General features: G+C 70.4%; 21 protein-coding genes. 14 read left to right on the top strand and 7 right to left on the bottom strand.

Annotated features, from left to right (window positions below; genetic code table 11):
- Positions 1 to 30: 30 nt before the first annotated feature.
- The 4 genes from AB0H93_RS09665 (at position 31) to AB0H93_RS09650 (ending at position 2,558) form a co-directional block, all read left to right on the top strand.
- Positions 31 to 600, top strand: a complete 570-nt coding sequence (locus AB0H93_RS09665; protein ID WP_358570089.1) for a helix-turn-helix domain-containing protein — start codon at positions 31 to 33, stop codon at positions 598 to 600.
- Between the two features lie 112 nt (positions 601 to 712).
- Positions 713 to 1,294, top strand: a complete 582-nt coding sequence (locus tag AB0H93_RS09660; RefSeq protein WP_358570086.1) for an HhH-GPD-type base excision DNA repair protein — start codon at positions 713 to 715, stop codon at positions 1,292 to 1,294.
- A 62-nt stretch (positions 1,295 to 1,356) separates the two neighbouring features.
- Positions 1,357 to 1,899: an RNA 2'-phosphotransferase gene (locus tag AB0H93_RS09655; protein ID WP_358570083.1), complete on the top strand. Its 543-nt coding sequence runs from the start codon at positions 1,357 to 1,359 to the stop codon at positions 1,897 to 1,899.
- A 215-nt stretch (positions 1,900 to 2,114) separates the two neighbouring features.
- The gene (locus tag AB0H93_RS09650) at positions 2,115 to 2,558 is read left to right on the top strand and encodes a hypothetical protein (protein ID WP_358570080.1); all 444 of its coding nucleotides are present in this window, start codon (positions 2,115 to 2,117) and stop codon (positions 2,556 to 2,558) included.
- Position 2,559: 1 nt separating this feature from the next.
- Here AB0H93_RS09650 and AB0H93_RS09645 read toward each other — a convergent pair whose 3' ends face one another.
- The gene (locus tag AB0H93_RS09645; RefSeq protein ID WP_132482956.1) at positions 2,560 to 3,234 is read right to left on the bottom strand and encodes a lysophospholipid acyltransferase family protein; all 675 of its coding nucleotides are present in this window, start codon (positions 3,232 to 3,234) and stop codon (positions 2,560 to 2,562) included.
- 157 nt (positions 3,235 to 3,391) lie between these two features.
- Here AB0H93_RS09645 and AB0H93_RS09640 point away from each other — a divergent pair, with 157 nt between their 5' ends.
- Both AB0H93_RS09640 and AB0H93_RS09635 read left to right on the top strand, forming a co-directional pair.
- Entirely contained in the window at positions 3,392 to 3,739 is a 348-nt protein-coding gene (locus AB0H93_RS09640; protein WP_132482958.1) for a DUF3099 domain-containing protein, read from the top strand.
- 58 nt (positions 3,740 to 3,797) lie between these two features.
- Positions 3,798 to 4,046, top strand: coding sequence for a DUF3039 domain-containing protein (locus AB0H93_RS09635; RefSeq protein ID WP_132482960.1), 249 nt, complete (start codon positions 3,798 to 3,800; stop codon positions 4,044 to 4,046).
- Between the two features lie 24 nt (positions 4,047 to 4,070).
- Here the strand turns inward: AB0H93_RS09635 and AB0H93_RS09630 are convergent, their stop codons facing one another.
- The gene (locus tag AB0H93_RS09630) at positions 4,071 to 5,099 is read right to left on the bottom strand and encodes a YihY/virulence factor BrkB family protein (RefSeq protein WP_358570562.1); all 1,029 of its coding nucleotides are present in this window, start codon (positions 5,097 to 5,099) and stop codon (positions 4,071 to 4,073) included.
- A gap of 376 nt (positions 5,100 to 5,475) precedes the next feature.
- Here AB0H93_RS09630 and AB0H93_RS09625 point away from each other — a divergent pair, with 376 nt between their 5' ends.
- Positions 5,476 to 7,209 carry a DEAD/DEAH box helicase gene (locus AB0H93_RS09625; protein WP_358570075.1) on the top strand — a complete coding sequence of 578 codons (1,734 nt, stop codon included), beginning with the start codon at positions 5,476 to 5,478 and terminating at the stop codon, positions 7,207 to 7,209.
- Positions 7,210 to 7,274: 65 nt separating this feature from the next.
- Positions 7,275 to 8,486, top strand: coding sequence for a cysteine desulfurase-like protein (locus tag AB0H93_RS09620; protein WP_358570072.1), 1,212 nt, complete (start codon positions 7,275 to 7,277; stop codon positions 8,484 to 8,486).
- A gap of 79 nt (positions 8,487 to 8,565) precedes the next feature.
- On the opposite strand, the gene AB0H93_RS09615 is transcribed toward AB0H93_RS09620, so the two are convergent.
- The 3 genes from AB0H93_RS09615 to ppgK all read right to left on the bottom strand — a co-directional run bounded on the left by AB0H93_RS09615 (position 8,566) and on the right by ppgK (position 11,616).
- Positions 8,566 to 8,751, bottom strand: a complete 186-nt coding sequence (locus tag AB0H93_RS09615) for a hypothetical protein (protein ID WP_093265227.1) — start codon at positions 8,749 to 8,751, stop codon at positions 8,566 to 8,568.
- Between the two features lie 469 nt (positions 8,752 to 9,220).
- Positions 9,221 to 10,630 (bottom strand): RNA polymerase sigma factor, encoded by a 1,410-nt coding sequence (locus tag AB0H93_RS09610; RefSeq protein WP_358570559.1) that lies wholly within the window; start codon positions 10,628 to 10,630, stop codon positions 9,221 to 9,223.
- Between the two features lie 224 nt (positions 10,631 to 10,854).
- Positions 10,855 to 11,616 carry a polyphosphate--glucose phosphotransferase gene (gene ppgK, locus AB0H93_RS09605; RefSeq protein ID WP_358570069.1) on the bottom strand — a complete coding sequence of 254 codons (762 nt, stop codon included), beginning with the start codon at positions 11,614 to 11,616 and terminating at the stop codon, positions 10,855 to 10,857.
- 64 nt (positions 11,617 to 11,680) lie between these two features.
- On the opposite strand from ppgK, the gene AB0H93_RS09600 reads away from it, so the two are divergent.
- The gene (locus tag AB0H93_RS09600) at positions 11,681 to 12,511 is read left to right on the top strand and encodes an inositol monophosphatase family protein (RefSeq protein ID WP_358570553.1); all 831 of its coding nucleotides are present in this window, start codon (positions 11,681 to 11,683) and stop codon (positions 12,509 to 12,511) included.
- 65 nt (positions 12,512 to 12,576) lie between these two features.
- Here the strand turns inward: AB0H93_RS09600 and cei are convergent, their stop codons facing one another.
- Positions 12,577 to 13,269 (bottom strand): envelope integrity protein Cei, encoded by a 693-nt coding sequence (gene cei, locus AB0H93_RS09595; protein ID WP_358570066.1) that lies wholly within the window; start codon positions 13,267 to 13,269, stop codon positions 12,577 to 12,579.
- Between the two features lie 473 nt (positions 13,270 to 13,742).
- Here cei and AB0H93_RS09590 point away from each other — a divergent pair, with 473 nt between their 5' ends.
- Positions 13,743 to 14,042: a DUF4193 domain-containing protein gene (locus AB0H93_RS09590; protein WP_093265014.1), complete on the top strand. Its 300-nt coding sequence runs from the start codon at positions 13,743 to 13,745 to the stop codon at positions 14,040 to 14,042.
- A 290-nt stretch (positions 14,043 to 14,332) separates the two neighbouring features.
- Here the strand turns inward: AB0H93_RS09590 and AB0H93_RS09585 are convergent, their stop codons facing one another.
- Positions 14,333 to 14,839 (bottom strand): DUF3093 domain-containing protein, encoded by a 507-nt coding sequence (locus AB0H93_RS09585; protein ID WP_358570063.1) that lies wholly within the window; start codon positions 14,837 to 14,839, stop codon positions 14,333 to 14,335.
- Between the two features lie 24 nt (positions 14,840 to 14,863).
- On the opposite strand from AB0H93_RS09585, the gene dut reads away from it, so the two are divergent.
- The 4 genes from dut to AB0H93_RS09565 all read left to right on the top strand — a co-directional run bounded on the left by dut (position 14,864) and on the right by AB0H93_RS09565 (position 17,377).
- Positions 14,864 to 15,355: a dUTP diphosphatase gene (gene dut, locus AB0H93_RS09580; RefSeq protein WP_132482976.1), complete on the top strand. Its 492-nt coding sequence runs from the start codon at positions 14,864 to 14,866 to the stop codon at positions 15,353 to 15,355.
- 4 nt (positions 15,356 to 15,359) lie between these two features.
- Positions 15,360 to 15,983, top strand: coding sequence for a DUF3710 domain-containing protein (locus tag AB0H93_RS09575; protein ID WP_358570060.1), 624 nt, complete (start codon positions 15,360 to 15,362; stop codon positions 15,981 to 15,983).
- A gap of 279 nt (positions 15,984 to 16,262) precedes the next feature.
- The gene (locus AB0H93_RS09570) at positions 16,263 to 16,640 is read left to right on the top strand and encodes an OB-fold nucleic acid binding domain-containing protein (protein WP_093265007.1); all 378 of its coding nucleotides are present in this window, start codon (positions 16,263 to 16,265) and stop codon (positions 16,638 to 16,640) included.
- Positions 16,637 to 17,377, top strand: a complete 741-nt coding sequence (locus tag AB0H93_RS09565; protein WP_358570057.1) for a DUF3159 domain-containing protein — start codon at positions 16,637 to 16,639, stop codon at positions 17,375 to 17,377. Before AB0H93_RS09570 ends, AB0H93_RS09565 begins: the two co-directional genes overlap by 4 nt.
- The last annotated feature ends 62 nt before the right edge of the window (positions 17,378 to 17,439 follow it).

Here is a 17,439-nt window from a genome sequence, read left to right as displayed (position 1 = left end):
TGGTCCGCACCGAGTCTTGAAGGGGGCTGGATGCGGCAGGACGCGCGGGAGAACCGGGAACGGATCCTGGCGGCGGCCGAGGAGGTTTTCGGCTCGCGCGGGGCCGCCGGGTCGACCGAGGAGGTGGCCCAGCGGGCCGGCGTCGGCATCGCCACGGTCTTTCGCCACTTCCCGACCAAGGAGGAGCTGATCGAGGCAGCGCTGCTGCGGCATTTCGATCAGCTCACCGAACGGGCCTACGCTCTTGCCGCCGGGGAGGACCCGGCCACAGCGTGGTGCGGCCTCGTGCGGGCGATGATCGAAACCGGCGCCACGAAACTGACGCTCGCCTCAGTGCTGGCCGATCGCGAGGGAGTTCCGGACAGTGCCGGCGCAGCGTCGAACCGGTTGAAGGTTGCCGTCAGCGAGATCCTCAGTCGGGCGCAGGACGCCGGAACCGTCCGACCCTCGGTCACGATCGAGGAGGTCTACCTGCTCATCCGCGGGCTCGCTCAAGCGTCAGCGACGATGCGGCCTCGGTCCGACGTTCTGGAACGCGCCATCGACGTCGTGCTCACCGGACTGTCGCAGTCCGGTCGCCTGCCTGTGGACGACGGCTGACCGGCCGGATCGAAACGAACGCACTCGGCCAACGGTGGTTCGGCCGAAACCCAGGATGTACGCCCCTCGGCACCGGACATCGGTGGGTTCGGTTGCGTGCCAGGATGGTGGCATGTCCAACATGCTGCACCTCACCGGCGACGCCGACGCCGACAAGCTGCTCAGCGACGACTCGTTCGCCCTGCTCACGGGCATGCTTCTGGATCAGCAGGTCGCGATGGAGGTCGCGTTCGCGGGGCCGAAGAAGATCGCCGACCGGATGGGCGGGTTCGGCGTCACCAAGATCGCGGAATCCGATCTGGACGAGTTCGTCGAGCTGTGCGTGCAGAAGCCGGCGATCCACCGGTACGGCGGGTCGATGGGGCGGCGGGTGCACGCGCTGGCCCAGTACGTCGTCGAGCACTACGACGGCCGGACCGAAGCGATCTGGACCGAGGGCGACCCGGACGGCAAGGAGGTGCTGAAGCGGCTCAAGACGCTGCCCGGTTACGGCGACCAGAAGGCGCGGATCTTCCTCGCCCTGCTGGGCAAGCAGCGGGGTGTCCAGCCCACCGGGTGGCGCGAGGCCGCCGGGGCCTACGGCGAGGACGGGTCGAGGCGCTCGATCGCCGACGTCGTCGACGAGCAGACCCTGAACGAGGTCCGGTCCTGGAAGAAGGAGCAGAAGGCCGCGGCCAAGGCCGCCAAGGGCTGACTCCCGGAATTCGCTCTCACCGCGATGCGCCCCCGCGCTAGTGTCCGGCTGGGGAGGCGTTCATGGACGAGCGAAGGCTGGTGCGGGTCTCGAAGTACCTGGCCAAGCACCTGCGCCACCAGCCCGAGCGGATCGGGATCGAGCTCGACGAGCACGGTTGGGTGGCGGTCGACGAGCTGCTGGCGGCGGCAGGGTCGCACGGGTTCCCGATTTCGCGGGCGGAGCTGGTGCGGGTCGTCGAGGACAACGACAAGCAGCGGTACGTGATCGACGGCGACCGCATCAGGGCCAGTCAGGGGCATTCGGTCGCGGTGGATCTCGACCTGCCGGTGGCGCAGCCGCCCGCGTGGCTGTTCCACGGCACGGTCGCGCGCAGCCTGACCGGCATCCGCGCCGAGGGGCTGCGGCCGATGAACCGGCATCACGTTCACCTGTCGGTCGATCGCGAGACCGCGAAGCGCGTCGGCGGGCGGCGGGGGAGGCCGGTCGTGCTGACCGTGGACGCTGCCGGGATGCACGCGGCCGGGCACGAGTTCCGGGTCAGCGCCAACGGCGTCTGGCTGGTGGACCACGTCCGGCCCGGGTTCATCCGCTACCCGGACTGACTCGGCGGCGGCACTACGGGTGGTAACCGGATAACGCCCGGCAACGTCAACGCGGAAGCCAAGGCAGGGCCTGCGAACGCGCGGGCCTTCGCACTGGGGGATCGCCTATGACTCGCTACGCCGTTGCCGCCGCATTGTCCGGACTGATGCTCGCGATAGGGGCGTGCAGTGCTCCGCCGCCGCGTTTGCTGCCGCCCCGAGTTGCACCGTCGTCGATGCCGTTGCCGACCAAGATGTCGGCTCGGCCGGTCGCACCCGTGGCCGCTCGCGCTCCGGAGCTGACCTGCGAGCCGGACGCCGCACCGCGCTTCGACGACCCGGACAACCCGAACGCCATCACGAACAAGGCGTGCGGCTCGGTCGACGGGAACGGCACCGCACGCTCCGCAGATCCGTGGATCGACGACCAGCTGACGGCGACGCGCGATGCGCCGCCGGCCCCGTCGACCACCTCAGACCCGTGCGCCGGGCTGACCTACGAGCAGTGCCACGGCATTCCGGATCCGCCCGCGAGCTCCACGCCCGACGAACCGTCCACCGCGCCGGTCACGACGACCGCAGTGCCGACGACGAGCCACCCGCCGATCAGCTCGGCACCTGCGGAGGCGAGGACCGGTTCGCCGACCACTTCCGGATCGGCGCCCACCACGACCGGATGAGTCAGGCCGCCGCAGCGGCGCCGGGGCTCTGGTAGCGGTCGACGTACTCCTGCTCGGAAAGCTCGGCGATCGCGTACATGATCTCGTCGGTGATCGAGCGCAGCACCGGCAGCGACGACTCCATCCCGGCGTAGCGGGAGAAGTCCAGCGGGTCGCCGAAGCGGACCGTCACCGGGTGCGGCCGGGGGATCTTCTTGCCGCGCGGCTGGAGCTTGTCCGTGCCGGTCAACCCGACCGGCACCACCGGCGCGCCGGCGGCCAGTGCCAGCCGGGCCACGCCGGTCCGCCCCCGGTACAGCCGCCCGTCGGGCGAGCGGGTGCCTTCCGGGTGGATGCCGAACGCGCCGCCGTCGAGCAGCACCTGTTCGGCGGTGTCCAGGGCCTCCTTCGCGGCGCGCCCGCGGCCGCGCTCCACCGGGATCGCGCCGAGCGAGCCGAACAGCCACTTGACCAGCGCGCCCTTCGTGCCGGTGCCGTTGAAGTACTCGGCCTTGGCCAGGAACGACACCGGCCGCGGCAGCACCAGCGGCACGATGAAGCTGTCGAGCACGGCGAGGTGGTTCGGGGCGAGGATCACCGGGCCGGTCGCCGGCACCTTGTCGGCATCGATCACGGTCGGCCGGTAGATCGTCCGCGCCACCGCGCCCACGACCCGCTTGCTCACCGAGTACAGCATTCGCCCTCCCGCGCCGTTGATCCCGGTCGAATCTAACCCGGCGAGGTTTCGGCGGTGCGTCCTGCCGGTCAACCTCTGGGTCAGGCCGGTCGGCCCGGCGCCCGGGGTCGCGGGACACGCGAACCCGGGGTATCCGAGGACGCGATCGGGTGGCAGCATGGGAGGCGGAGGTAGCGTCGTGAACAGCTCACATCGTGACGACACCCCGGTGCTGATCACCGAGGCACAGCCGTCCTACGACGATCAGCAGGCGCAGCGGCGCCGCAGGTACGCGATCATGATGGCCAGCCGGATTCCGTGTCTGGTGATCGCCGCAGTGGTGTTCCAGCTGTGGCAATTGTGGTGGTTGTCACTGATCATCCTGGCGATTTCCATCCCGCTGCCGTGGATGGCGGTGCTCATCGCCAACGACCGCCCGGCCAAGAAGAGCGAGCACGTGAACCGGTTCCGCCGTTCACCGCACTCGATCGAATCCCGCAGCCACCAGGTCATCGAGGGCGCCTGACGGGGAACACCCGGCCGGATGCGGACATGCGTCGATGCCGTGCGGCATCATTGGGGGCATGAGCACGATGACGATGCCGGAGACCGATACCCGGACCGAGACCACTGATCAGACCAGTGACGACCGTCCGGAGATGTTCCACTACGTGCAGAAGGACAAGATCGCGGAGAGCGCGGTCATGGGCACGTTCGTGGTCGCGCTGTGCGGCGAGGTCTTCCCGGTCACCAAGTCGCCGAAGCCGGGCTCGCCCGTCTGCCCGGACTGCAAGGAGATCTTCGCGTCCCTCCCCCCAGGCGGCAAGGACTGACCTTCCGGACCCGCGCGGCGGCCCTCAGCCGCCGTGCGGTTCGGCCTGCTTGTCGGTCGGTTTCTTCGGTAGCGGCGCGCCGTTGCGCGGCCGCTCCGCGGGCGGGCTCGGCTCCTCGCCCTCCTCGGCCTGGCCGTTGCGCCACGCGCGGTAGCCCTCTTCGGTGTGCATCCGCTGCGCGAGCCGCTTCATCTCCAGGCGCCGCCACCTCCGGCGCTCCCGGCGGGTCATCTTCGCCGGCCACATCTCCTGGATCGCGTTGTTGAACTGCGCGCCCATGATGATCGCCAGCCCGATGAAGAACGCGAACAGCAGGAACGCGATCGGGGTGGCCAGCGCGCCGTAGGTGTAGCCGGTGCCGGTCACCCACGTGATGTAGAGCCGCAGGCCGATGCTGGCGCACAGGAAGATCGCCATCGCCAGCAGCGCCCCGGGCAGGCCGCGATGCCACGGCAGCTTCCTGGGCAGCGCCACCTTGTACAGCGTCGCCAGCGCGACCGCCAGGCCGATCCCGGTCGCCGGGTAGTAGAACGCCTGGATCAGCCAGGCGATGTCGTCCTGGAAGTCCTGCGGGAAGAGAGTCGGCAGCCAGTCCGGGCCCAGCGCGACCACCGGCAGCCCGACCACCGCGAGGATCAGGCACACCAGGTACAGCAGCAGCGCGAAGATCCGCTGCCAGACGCTGTTGCGCACCAGGTACTGGTCGTAGGCGAGCGTGATCGAGTCGACCAGCGACGCCAGCGCCGACGAACCCGCCCACAGCGAGATCAGGAAGCCGACCGAGACTATCTCGCTGCGCCCCTTGGTGAGGATGTCGGCGACGGTCGGGCCGATGATCTGGTCCACCACGTTCGCCGTGAACACCGAGCGGGAGAACGCGAGGATCTTGTCGTGCACGGCGTCGACGACCTCGGGGCCGAACCAGTCGCCGACGAAGCCCAGGCTGCCCAGCAGCCCGAGCAGCAACGGCGGCATGGACAACGTCTGCCAGAACGCGGCGGCTGCCGATTCCGAGAAGATGTTGTCCCACCACGCCTTGTCGAGCGTGCGCATGACCAGGCGCAGTGGCCCGCGCCGCACCGGAGCTTCCCGTGGTGCGACGGTCGCACTGCGCCCCTGGCGGTCTGGTGGACTCGGCTGACCCATGGCACCCATAAGGATGCTGCATCGGCTGGCGCCGCGGGCGTCGGCCCGTCAAAACCGCCGGGAACACGGAGTGTCGCGCACCTCTCGTCCGGGCAAGCCGGTGCCCGCCGGACTCGAAAGGTAGGCTGCACGACGGCCCGCTTCGAGTCGATCGACGCTGAACGCGCGTGCGGGCGGTCGCGGGGCAGCGCAGGGCGCGCCCTCACCATCCAGCAGGGGAGCAAGAAGGAAGGGGCGGCGACCCGGCGTGTCCGAAGCGCAACTCGACCATTCCGTTCGATCCGTGCTCAGCGACCCCTCGCAGGCTCCATCCCGGCCACTGCGCGCCTGGCAGCGCCGGGCGCTCACCAAGTACCTGTCGAGCAAGCCCCAGGACTTCCTGGCGGTGGCGACGCCGGGCGCGGGCAAGACGACGTTCGGCCTGCGGGTCGCCGCGGAGCTGCTTGCCGACCGCACGGTCGAGGCGGTGACCGTGGTTGCGCCCACCGAGCACCTCAAGCACCAGTGGGCCATGGCCGCCGGCGGCGCGGGCATCCCGCTGGACTCCAACTTCCGCAACAGCGACGGCATCACCTCCAGCGACTACCGCGGCGTCGTGGTCACCTACGCGCAGGTCGCGGCGCACCCGACGCTGCACCGGGTGCGCACCGAGCGCCGCAAGACGCTGGTGATCCTCGACGAGGTGCACCACGCGGGCGACGCGAAGTCCTGGGGCGACGCGATCCGGGAGGCGTTCACCCCGGCCGTGCGGCGCCTGTCGCTGACCGGAACGCCGTTCCGCAGCGACGACTCGCCGATCCCGTTCATCGGCTACGAGCCCGACGCCGACGGCTCGCTGCGCAGCCGGGCGGACCACTCCTACGGCTACTCCGACGCCCTCAACGACGGCGTCGTCCGGCCGGTGCTGTTCCTGGCGTACTCCGGTGAGGCCCGGTGGCGGACGAACGCCGGCGACGAGTTCAGCGCCCGCCTCGGCGAGCCGCTGACCGCCGAGCAGACCGCGCGGGCCTGGCGCACCGCGCTGGACCCGTCGGGCGAATGGATCCCGGCGGTGCTGCAGGCCGCCGACACCCGGCTGACGCAGCTGCGCAACGGCGGCCTCCCGGACGCCGGCGGCCTGGTGATCGCCACCGACCACGTCACGGCCAAGGCCTACGCGAAGGCCCTGCACCGGATCACCGGGCACGATCCGGTGGTGGTGCTCTCCGACGATCCGCAGGCGTCCGGCCGCATCGCCGACTTCGCCGAGTCCGAGGACCGCTGGATGGTCGCGGTCCGAATGGTGAGCGAAGGCGTCGACGTGCCGCGGCTGGCCGTCGGCGTCTACGCCACGAGCGCCTCGACCCCGCTGTTCTTCGCCCAGGCCATCGGCCGCTTCGTGCGGTCCCGGCGGCCCGGCGAGACGGCGAGCATCTTCCTGCCGAGCGTCCCGGTGCTGCTGGAGCTGGCCAGCCAGCTGGAGGCGCAGCGCGACCACGTGCTCGGCAAGCCGCACCGGGAGAAGGACGGCTGGGACGACGAGCTGCTGGCCGCGGCCAACAGCAAGCGCGACGAGCCCGGCGAGGATGAGAAGGCGTTCACCTCGCTGGGTGCCGAGGCCGAGCTGGACCAGGTGATCTACGACGGCTCGTCGTTCGGCACCGCGGCGTTCAGCACCTCCGAGGAGGAGCAGGACTACCTCGGCCTGCCCGGCTTGCTGGAACCGGACCAGGTGCGGGCGCTGCTGAGGCAGCGCCAGGAGCAGCAGCTGGAGGACGTGGGCAAGCGCGAAGCGGTCGCGAAGGCGGCGAAGGCCGCCGAGCAGGCGGAGCAGCGCGCGCGGCCGCAGACCGTGCAGGAGCGGCTGCAGAAGCTCCGCAAGGAGCTGAACACGCTCGTGTCGCTGCACCACCACCGCACCCGGAAGCCGCACGGCAAGATCTACAACGAGCTGCAGAAGTCCTGCGGCGGCCCGCCCACCGCGATGGCCACCGTGGAACAGCTCGAGGAGCGCATCGCCACCCTGCGCTCCTGGTGATATCGGCCCCGAACGGCGCAGCGCGATCGGTTTGGTCGCCGATCCGGGTCTCATAGGGTCGGGGCATGGCTTTCGACGTGGAGAAGATCCGGGCCCAGTACCCGGCGCTGGCGGACGGTCGGGCGTGGTTGGACGGCGCGGCGGGCACCCAGGTCCCGCAGTCGGTGATCGACGCGGTGAGCGACGCCTACCGGGTGGGCGCGTCCAACGTGGGCGGCCCGTACGAGTCCAGCCGCCGCTCCGCCGGGATCGTCGCCGAGGCGCGGGCGGCCGTCGCCGACCTGGTCGGCGCCCCGGAGCCCAGGTGCGTGGCGTTCGGCCCGAGCATGACCGCCCTGACCTATCGGTTCGCCGGCGTGTTCGCGGCGGGCTGGCGGCCCGGCGACGAGATCGTGGTGACCCAGCTGGACCACGACGCCAACGTGCGGCCGTGGGTTCAGCACGCGCGGCGGGCGGGCGCCGCCGTGCGGATGGCGGAGCTCGACCCGGCGACGGGCGAACTGCCCGTCGAGAACGTCACCGGACTCATCGGCGAGCGCACCAAGCTGGTCGCCGTCACGGCGGCCTCCAACGTGCTGGGCATCATGCCCGACCTGCGGGCGATCACCGACCGGGCCCGGCAGGTCGGCGCCGTGTCCTACGTCGACGGGGTGCAGCACTGCCCGCACGCCCACGTGCGGCTGGATGAGCTGGGCGCGGACCTCTACGCGACCAGCGCCTACAAGTGGGCCGGCCCGCACCTGGCCGCGGTGGTGGCCGCCGACCCGTGGTCGCTGGAGAACCTGCACCCGGACAAGCTGGCGCCGTCGCCGGACACCTCGCCGGAGCGGTTCGAGCTCGGCACCAACCCGTTCGCCGCGATGGCCGGTGCGGTGGCCGCGGTGGAGCACCTGGCCGGCCTGGACAGCGACGCCGACGGCAGCCGCGCCGAGCGGCTGGCGACCTCCCGCCGGTCCGTGCAGGCCCACGAGGACGAACTGGCCAGGGAGCTGTTCGACGGTCTCGCGGCTCTGGACGGCGTAGTGCGCTACGGCGCTCCGCAGGGCTCGTGCACTCCTACGGCGTTCTTCGGGCTTCCGGGCAAGGAACCCTCGGATGTGGCAGAGCAGCTGGCTGAGCGCGGTCTGAACGTCTCTCACGGCCATTCCTACGCCTGGGAGACGGTGCACGCCCTCGGCATCGGCCCGAAGGGCGGCGTGCGCGCCAGCCTCTCGCACTACACGAGCCAGGCGGAGGTGCGGCGGCTGCTCGACGCCTTGGCGGAGATCAGCGGATGACCGGACGCCCCTAGTCGGAAAACGACCGTGCCCCCGCAGGGCTCCTGCGGGGGCACGGTCTTCTCGGTCTGACGGGTGTTTACTGCTCGTCCTGCTGGAGGTCGGCCTGCGCGTCGCGCAGCCCCGCCTCGTACGCACGGGCGTGGTGCCCGCAGAACAGAAGCTCGCTACCGGATGGCAGTACGGCGCGAAGCTTCGCAGCGGCCCCGCAGCGGTCGCAGCGGTCGGCGGCGGTCAGCTCGGGGCGGGTGAGCGTTCCCGGCATCGTGATCTCCCTCCGTCCCGGCGTCGGAATCACCCGACGCCCTCGATCCTGCTACGACCACCGTTGGCCCACTGGCTGCGGGAGCGGTGCTCGTTGGCTCCACTCTTCCAGACGCTCGGGCCCGAGTCAGTGTTCCCGCGCCGGGTGGCGACGGTCGTCACGATGAAGCACCCGGTTGCAGCAGCGCCGGGTGCGGAGCGTGATCAACACCGTGAAAAGCCTTGTGACATGGGGAAATAAGCCATCGCGGGCCGGGCGGCGGGAAAGCGGAGTCGATCGACAACCGGACATTCAGTGGTTCAGATCACAGATCGGGCGCCGTTGCGGGCCCGTCATTTCCGCTGGAAGCGAACAGGAAATCCCACCAGGCGGACCGATTTTCGGCGTTTTCCGGCCCGAAAGCGCTGTCGCGGACGCGAAGAGGGCCGCCGACCGGATCGGTCGGCGGCCCTCTTCGGTGCCGTGTTCGTCAGTCCAGGTAGTCGCGGAGCACCTGGGACCGGGACGGGTGGCGCAGCTTCGACATCGTCTTGGACTCGATCTGCCGGATCCGCTCCCGGGTCACCCCGTAGACCTGGCCGATCTCGTCCAGCGTCCGCGGCTGGCCGTCGGTGAGCCCGAACCGCAGCCGGACCACGCCGGCCTCGCGCTCGGACAGCGTCGCCAGCACCGACTGCAGCTGGTCCTGCAGCAGCGTGAAGGACACCGCGTCGACCGCGACGACCGCCTCGGAGTCCTCGATGAAGTCGCCGAGCTGGCTGTCGCCCTCATCGCCGATCGTCTGGTCCAGGGAGATGGGTTCCCGGGCGTACTGCTGGATCTCCAGCACCTTCTCCGGGGTGATGTCCATTTCCTTGGCGAGCTCTTCGGGCGTGGGCTCGCGGCCCAGGTCCTGCAGCAGTTCGCGCTGGATGCGGCCGAGCTTGTTGATGACCTCGACCATGTGCACCGGGATGCGGATGGTGCGGGCCTGGTCGGCCATGGCGCGGGTGATGGCCTGCCGGATCCACCAGGTCGCGTAGGTGGAGAACTTGTAACCCTTGGTGTAGTCGAACTTCTCCACCGCGCGGATCAGGCCGAGGTTGCCCTCCTGGATGAGGTCCAGGAACGCCATGCCGCGGCCGGTGTAGCGCTTGGCGAGGCTGACGACCAGGCGGAGGTTGGCCTCCAGCAGGTGGTTCTTCGCCCGCTCACCGTCGCGCACGATCCAGCGCAGGTCGCGGCGCATCTGGGTGGTCAGCTGCTCGCCGGCCTCCTCGACCTGCCGCAGCCGCTCCGCGCCGTAGAGCCCGGCCTCGATGCGCTTGGCGAGCTCGACCTCTTCCTCGGCGTTGAGCAGCGCGACCTTGCCGATCTGCTTCAAGTAGGCGCGGACCGAGTCGGCGGAGGCCGTCAGCTCGGCGTCCTTGCGAGCCTGCCGGAGCGCCTCGGATTCCTCTTCGTCCCAGACGAAGTCGCCGGACTCCTTGGTCTCCTCCTCCGGAACGGGCTCTTCCGGGATTTCCACCTCGACGTCGGCGAGGTCGCCGACGTCCGGGGACGTCAGGTCGGTCTCGATCGGTTCATCGATCTCCATGCCCTCGCCGCTGCCCTTGGCGGAGGCCGACTTCGTCGACTTCTTCGCCGGGGCCTTGGCGCCCTTCTTGGCCCCCGCCGACTTCGCGGCGGCGGTCTTGCGGGCCGTCGGCTTAGCCCCCGTCGAGCTCTTGCGCGCGGCGGTGGACTTCGTCTGCTCGGTGTCAGACGAAGCAGCCGCCTCCGAAGCTGGGGTGGCCTGGGACTGGCCCGACTGGGACTGGGCACCGCCGGTTGTTGCAGCGGAGCGTCGGGTTGCTGTTTCTGCGGCTGCCACGTACGCCCTTTCGCGACGGTCGATCAGGGCAGGCCGGAGGGCGCGAAACCTCGGCCGCCGAAGGTCGGGGAACAAACCCACTGGATCCAGCCCTGCGGCTGATGAGGAATCACCCGGTGCCTGCCTCGGTGTTTCCTCGACGAGGACTTCGAATCAAGTGGGCCGCGTTCCATTGTAGCCGCGATGCGGGGGTGCGGTTCCGCTGCAAGGCGGAGTCCGCGCGTCCCGCGATGTGCTAGGAGGCCGGAAGATCAGGCGTTGTGCCTGGTCGCGGCCGCCGTCGCGGCACCGACGATGCCCGCGTCGTTGCGGAGCGCCGCGGCGACGACCGGCGTGCGTGTCTCCAGCCGCGGAATCCACTTGTGCCCCTTCTTGCTGACCCCGCCACCGGCGATGATCAGGTCGGGCCAGAGGAACTTCTCCAGCCCCTGGATGTAGTTGCTGACCCGCGGCGCCCACTCCTCGTAGGTCAGCTCCAGGTCGTCCTTGACCGAGGCCGCGGCCTGCGTCTCCGCGTCGTGGCCGTCCACCTCGATGTGCCCGAACTCGGTGTTGGGCACCAGCTTTCCGTCGATGAACATCGCGCTGCCGATGCCGGTGCCGAAGGTCAGCACCACCACCAGGCCGCGGTGCCCGGCGCCGGCCCCGGAGCGCATCTCGGCGGTGCCGGCCGCGTCCGCGTCGTTGAGCACCAGCACGTCGTCCCGGGTGCGGCCGAGCCGCTCGGCGAACAGCTCCTGGGCGTCGGTACCGATCCAGCCCTTGTCGACGTTCGCCGCGGTGAGCGCGGTGCCGTCCTTGATCACGCAGGGCAGGGTGATGCCGACCGGACCGGTCCAGGCGAACTTCTCGACGATCTCCGCCACGGCGTCCGCCACGGCGGACGGGGTCGAGGGCTGCGGGGTGGGGATCCGCATCCGCTCCTCGGCCAGCACACCACCGTCGATGTCGACCGGACATCCCTTGATGCCGGACCCGCCGATGTCCACGCCGAAACCGCGGGCAGTCGCCATGGCTGAATCCTTCCTATTCGATTCAGATGAAGGTGTGCAGACCTTAACCGGGTTGTGTTGCGATGTGTACGTGGGATTGGCAGCAGAAGTAGATGCGAAAGCCTTGTGCCAGGTAGCGGTGCGGATCGCCCGCGAAGCCGCGGAACTGGCGCGCACGGTGCGTGACGAAGCAGTCACCGATGGTGCGGTAGACACGAAGAGTACCGAGACCGACGTCGTCACCGCAGGTGATCGCGCGGTGGAGCGGCTCGTGCGGGAACGGCTGGCGGAGTTGCGCCCCGGCGAATCGGTGCTGGGGGAGGAGGAAGGCGGCGAAGGCGCGCTGGACGGGCTGCGCTGGGTCGTGGACCCGATCGACGGCACGGTCAACTACCTGTACGGCTTCCCCTGGTACTCGGTCTCGCTGGCCGCGCAGCTCGACGGGGTTTCGGTGGCGGGCGCGGTGGTGGAACCGGTGTCCGGCCGGGTGTGGAGCGCCGCGGCCGGGCACGGCGCGTTCCTGGACGGCCGCCGGCTCCGGGTCTCGTCCGCCGACCGGCTCGACCTGTCGCTGATCGGCACCGGATTCGCCTACGCGGTGGAGCGCCGCACGGCGCAGGCCGAGGTGCTCGGCCGGCTGCTGGGCCAGGTGCGCGACATCCGGCGGGCCGGGGTGGCGTCGCTGGACCTGTGCGCGGTCGGCGCGGGCTGGCTGGACGGCATGTTCGAGGTCGGGCTCAACCGGTGGGACTGGGCGGCGGGCGCGCTCGTCGCCGCCGAGGCCGGTGCCCACCTGCGGCTGCCCCAGCAAGGGTCGTCGGACGGGCTGGGCGACGGGATGATCGTCTGCGCCGCACCGGGCATCGCCGGTGAGCTGACCGAGGCGCTGCTCCGCGCCGACGCCGGCCGCGTCTGAGAGTGGCCCTGAGACGCGAAGGGCGCCTGCGACCGGTGTGGCCGCAGGCGCCCTTCGGACGGTCGTCAGCAGTGCACTTCGCGGGCCTTGTTGAGGAGATCGTTGCTGATCTGCGGCGGGGTCACCTCTTGGTGGGCGCCGTCCTGGTGGTCCCGCTGGGGCACCCAGTTCTCCAGCTCCTGGAGCACCTGCTTGGCCTCCGAGGTGGTCTTGATGTCCTTGAAGTCCGCCCCCAGCGCGAGATCGACGGAGGCGTCCTGGCGTTCGTCGCGCACCAGCTGGGCGCACGGCGCGATCAGGCTCAGCGTCCGCGCCGCGCTCACCCCGGCGCCGCCGAAGCGGATCTGGCCGTGGCACTTCAGGTCGTAGTTGACGTAGACCGGGTCGTTGTCCGCGCCGCCCTTGGCGAAGCCGAGGCTGGCGAGCTCGTCGCTGACCAGCGACGCCTGCCGGGCCTCGCCGTTGCCGTTGAGCACCCGCACCTGCACGTCCTGCTGCGGGATCGGGTTGGTCGAGTCGAGCGCGTTGCGCGGCAGCATCGACCCCAGCGGAACCGGCTCCGGCGCGGCGCCGCCCTGCGGCGCGGCCGTCGGCGTGCTGGGCGGATTGCAGGTCGTCGCCGCCTCGATGTCCTTCACCGAGTCGAAGACCCGGGTCCACAGCAGGCCCGACAGCAGCACGAGCGCGACCAGCACCACCAGGGCGGGCACCGGCCGACGCCGTCGGTACCGGGCTCGTCGACCCGACCTTGCACTCACGGCTGACACGTCCCGCCCCTCCCTGGATCCTTCGACCAGCCCGGCTTCACTAGATCAGCCTAGGCGCACAACCGGCGCCGTGCGGCGCTGGACGCCCCCGCCATGTCGGAGCCGTCCGCGACGGGCCGCTGAATCGATGCCGAGCGGCGAACTTCCTGGGCACCGCTTCGCGAGGCGAGGTGCCGGGCAACCGAAGAAGGCGACCGGGCGGCATCCGGGGATTGATCTTCGGCGGTCGGCGGATGCAGCGAACACCACACCTATGGGTGACCTGATGCGTGCGCGCACTCGGCATGAGCTACCCTCTCGGCGCCTCACGGAGTGCCGGATGAGGCGAGTCGCTCATTACGGGGGAACTGAACGCGTTGCAGGGCGAGACCACGATCACTGCGCCAACGGGCACAAATCCTGGTCCTGGAACGTTTACCAGCGGCACACCATTGCAGTCTCCACTAACGCAGGGGTGAATCACGATGGCGACCGACTACGACGCTCCGCGCCGCGAGTCCGAAGACTTGGCAGAGGACTCGTTGGAGGAGCTGAAGGCGCGACGCAACGATGCGCAATCCGGCGTCGTCGACGAGGACGAAGGGGCGATCGCGGAGAACTTCGAATTGCCGGGCGCGGACCTGTCCGGCGAGGAGATGACCGTCAAGGTGCTCCCGAAGCAGGCTGACGAGTTCACCTGCTCGAGCTGCTTCCTCGTCCACCACCGCAGCCGGCTGGCCGAAACCCGCAACGGCCAGTTCGTCTGCCGCGACTGCGCCGCCTGATCCAGGCGGCCAGGAGTCGACGAGACCGGGAAGTGGCTGGGCACACGCTGACGGCGTGTGCCCAGTTGTTTTCGGCGGTTGTACTCGCCTTGCGTGGCGGAACCTCAGGTGCCTTCTCGGCGCCGGGATCCCCGGCACACGTATGTCCTGATACGTCGTGGCGGGGCTGTCCTCGCGAGAAGGCACCTGAGAACCCGCGGCGGTGCAAGTGGCGAGGGTGGGCTGAGCGGCTGCGCCGTTTCGAAGACCTCATGCGCAGGCGGCAGGACCTGCTCTCCGGCCCGGATCGGTCAGGACTTCTTCAGGGCGGCGATGAGCAGTTCGGGGCGGCGCGTGCTGATCACCCAGTACGGCGTGGGGTCGTCCGGGTCGTTCAGCCAGATCCGCACCGAGGTTCGGATCGACGACCGGTGCACCATGAACGCCGCCGGGTCCAGGTCCGGGCCGAGCGCCCGGCGCTGCTCGGCGGGGGTGATGACCTCCGCGTCCTCGACGAACCGCAGCGGCAGGTGCGCGTCGCCCACCCAGAGCTCGCCGTCGACGACCTCGATCTTGGTGCGACCCAGCCAGAGCGGGATCGCGATGGCCAGCGGGATGAGCACGGCGTAAGGCAGCCATGCGCGCACGCCCGGGTAGCCCATGTGCACCGTGGCGGCCATGATCGCGGCTCCGATGACCGGCAGCGGCCACGCCCACCAGGACGTGTACAACCGCTCGCGGAACACCGGACGCCCCTTCGAATTCGCCTGACCGGGCACGTCCCCGGCGATGCTGGCCGCTTCTACGCTTTCCGACACGTCTTCAGGGTAGTCTCGCCGCCCGTGTCGAACGTGAAGGTCCTGCTGACCCGACTTGACCCCGATGTGCCGCTGCCCGCGTACGCGAAACCAGGCGACGCCGGCGCGGATCTGGTGACCACCAGCGACGTGGTGCTCGAACCCGGCGAACGCGTCGTGGTGGGCACGGGGATCGCGCTGGCCCTGCCGGAGGGCTACGCGGGCTTCGTGCACCCGCGTTCGGGCCTGGCGGCCAAGGCGGGGTTGAGCGTGGTCAACGCACCCGGCACGGTGGATTCCGGGTACCGCGGTGAGGTCAAGGTCTGCCTGATCAATCATGATCGTGCACAACCGCTGTCGCTGCGGCGCGGCGACCGGATCGCCCAGCTCGTGGTGCAGAAGGTCGAGCACGCGGTGTTCGAGGAGGTCGACGAGCTGCCGGCGTCGCAGCGGGGTGCCGGGGGCTACGGGTCCACCGGCGGGCACGAGGTGCTGGCGGTCTCGGGGGCCGAGGCCGGTCACAGGACGGAGGTCTGAGGGGATGTTCGGGTGGGGCCGGAAACGGGACGAACGTGAGGCCGCGGACGAGGCGCTGAACGCCGAGGAAGCGGAAGTCGTGGAGGGCGGCCCGTTCGACTCGAACGAGGCGCCCGACGACGAGGTCGAGCGGCTCGACCTCGGTTCGGTGCGGGTGCCGGTGCCCGAGGGCGGCCAGCTGCAGGTCGAGGTCGACCCGGCCGGGCCGGTGCGCGCCGTGCACCTGGTCACACCGGTCGGCCGGCTGACCGTCAGCGCGTTCGCGGCGCCGCGCAGCAGCGGGCTGTGGACCGAGGTCAGCGCCGAGCTCGCCGAGCAGCTGCGCAAGGACGGCGCCCGGGTGTACGCCGAAGAGGGCGACTGGGGCTCTGAACTGGTTGCGGACTCGCCGAACGCGGCGCTGCGGTTCGTCGGGGTCGACGGGCCGCGCTGGCTGCTGCGCGGCGTCGCGGCCGGGCCGGCGGAGCACGCCGAGGAGTGCGCGAAGCTGCTGTACGCGGTCCTCGACGAGACCATCGTGGTCCGCGGCGACGACCCGCTGCCGGTGCGCACGCCGCTGCCTATCCAGCTGCCGGAAGCGATCCTGCGCCACATCCAGCAGGCCCAGAACAACGGCCAGCAGGGCTAGGGGAGTCGGCCTCGGGTGCCGCCGGAGAACCGGGACGGCGCCCGAGGCGACTTCGGCGCAGCCGAGACCGGATCGGTTCGGGTGCGGGAATTTTTCGCTTTTCACCGGAAAGAACCAGTGCGAAGCCGAACACCCAGCGTGGCCGTGTTGATCAAGGTTTAGCCGATCGGGCGGGTCAAGTCGGTTATCCCGCCGGGTCCGCGACTGCGCCGTTCTGGACGGCTACGCTGGGGGTGCACGGGCTTCGAGTCGAGCCCCGGAAGCGCACGGGAGCGCTAGATGAGCAAGACCGACGGCGGCTACTGGCGTCGCCTCGTACGCCGCTTGACCAGCGACGTCGCCGAGTTGGACGCCGATGACCTCTCGGAACGGTCCCAAGCCGGCGGAGCCCAGCGCGCCAGCGACTGCCAGTGCGGGCAGGAGGCCGTGGTGCTCGGCCGGGTGCGCAGCGTGGGCCTGTGCCCGAAGGCGTCGGCACCGACGCTGGAGGCCGAGTTGTACGACGGCACCGAGGACGTGACCCTGGTCTGGCTCGGGCGCCGCCGGATCGCCGGCATCGAACCCGGGCGGATCATCAAGGCCCGGGGCCGGATCGCGGTCCGCGACGGCCGCAAGGTGCTTTACAACCCCTACTACGAGTTGCAGAACACCGCATGAGCGAACGCGACGCATCCGCCGCCGGGACACCAGCCCAGGACGCGGCCGACAACCAGCAGGACCCGACCGCGCAGCGGGCCGGCGATCCCGAGAAGACCCTGCTCGAGCAGATGGGCGGCGTCGGCGGGCTGGCCTACTCCGCGGTCCCGATCGTGGTCTTCGTGCTGGTCAGCTCCTTCACCTCGCTGATGCCGGCGATCTGGTCGGCGATCGGTGTCGCGATCGCGATCGCGATCTTCCGGCTGGTGCGCAAGGAGCCGCTGCAGCCCGCCATCTCCGGCGTGCTCGGGGTGGCGGTGTGCTCGTTCATCGCCTACCGCTCGGGCGATGCCAAGGGCTTCTTCCTGCTGGGCATCTGGACGAGCCTGATCTACGGCGGCGTGTTCCTGGTGTCGGTGCTGGCCCGCTGGCCGCTGGTGGGCGTGGCCTGGTCGGCGCTGAACGGGCTGGGCTTCTCCTGGCGCAAGCAGCGCCGGGCGCTGCGCGGCTACGACCTGGCGACGCTGGCCTGGACCGTGGTGTTCGCCGCGAAGTACGTGGTGCAGCAGTGGCTGTACGACTCCGACCAGACCGGCTGGCTGGCGTTCGCGCGGATCGCGATGGGCTACCCGCTGACCGGCCTGGCGCTGATCGTCACGGTGTGGGCGATCCGCCGCGCTTCGAAGGTCGCCGAGCAGGAGAAGGCCGAAACTCTGCCGGAGCCCGGAGCCATCGATTCCAAGCCTTCGCTGGGCTGACCCGCCCGGTTCGTCGATCCAATCGGCAGGGCCGCCGGTCTCGCGCGAGACCGGCGGCCCTG

The organism is Saccharopolyspora sp. NPDC050642, from assembly GCF_040654735.1.
Lineage (GTDB): Bacteria > Actinomycetota > Actinomycetes > Mycobacteriales > Pseudonocardiaceae > Saccharopolyspora > Saccharopolyspora elongata.
Note: the sequence above shows the minus strand (reverse complement) of the source record. Positions and strands in the feature narration are given on the sequence as shown.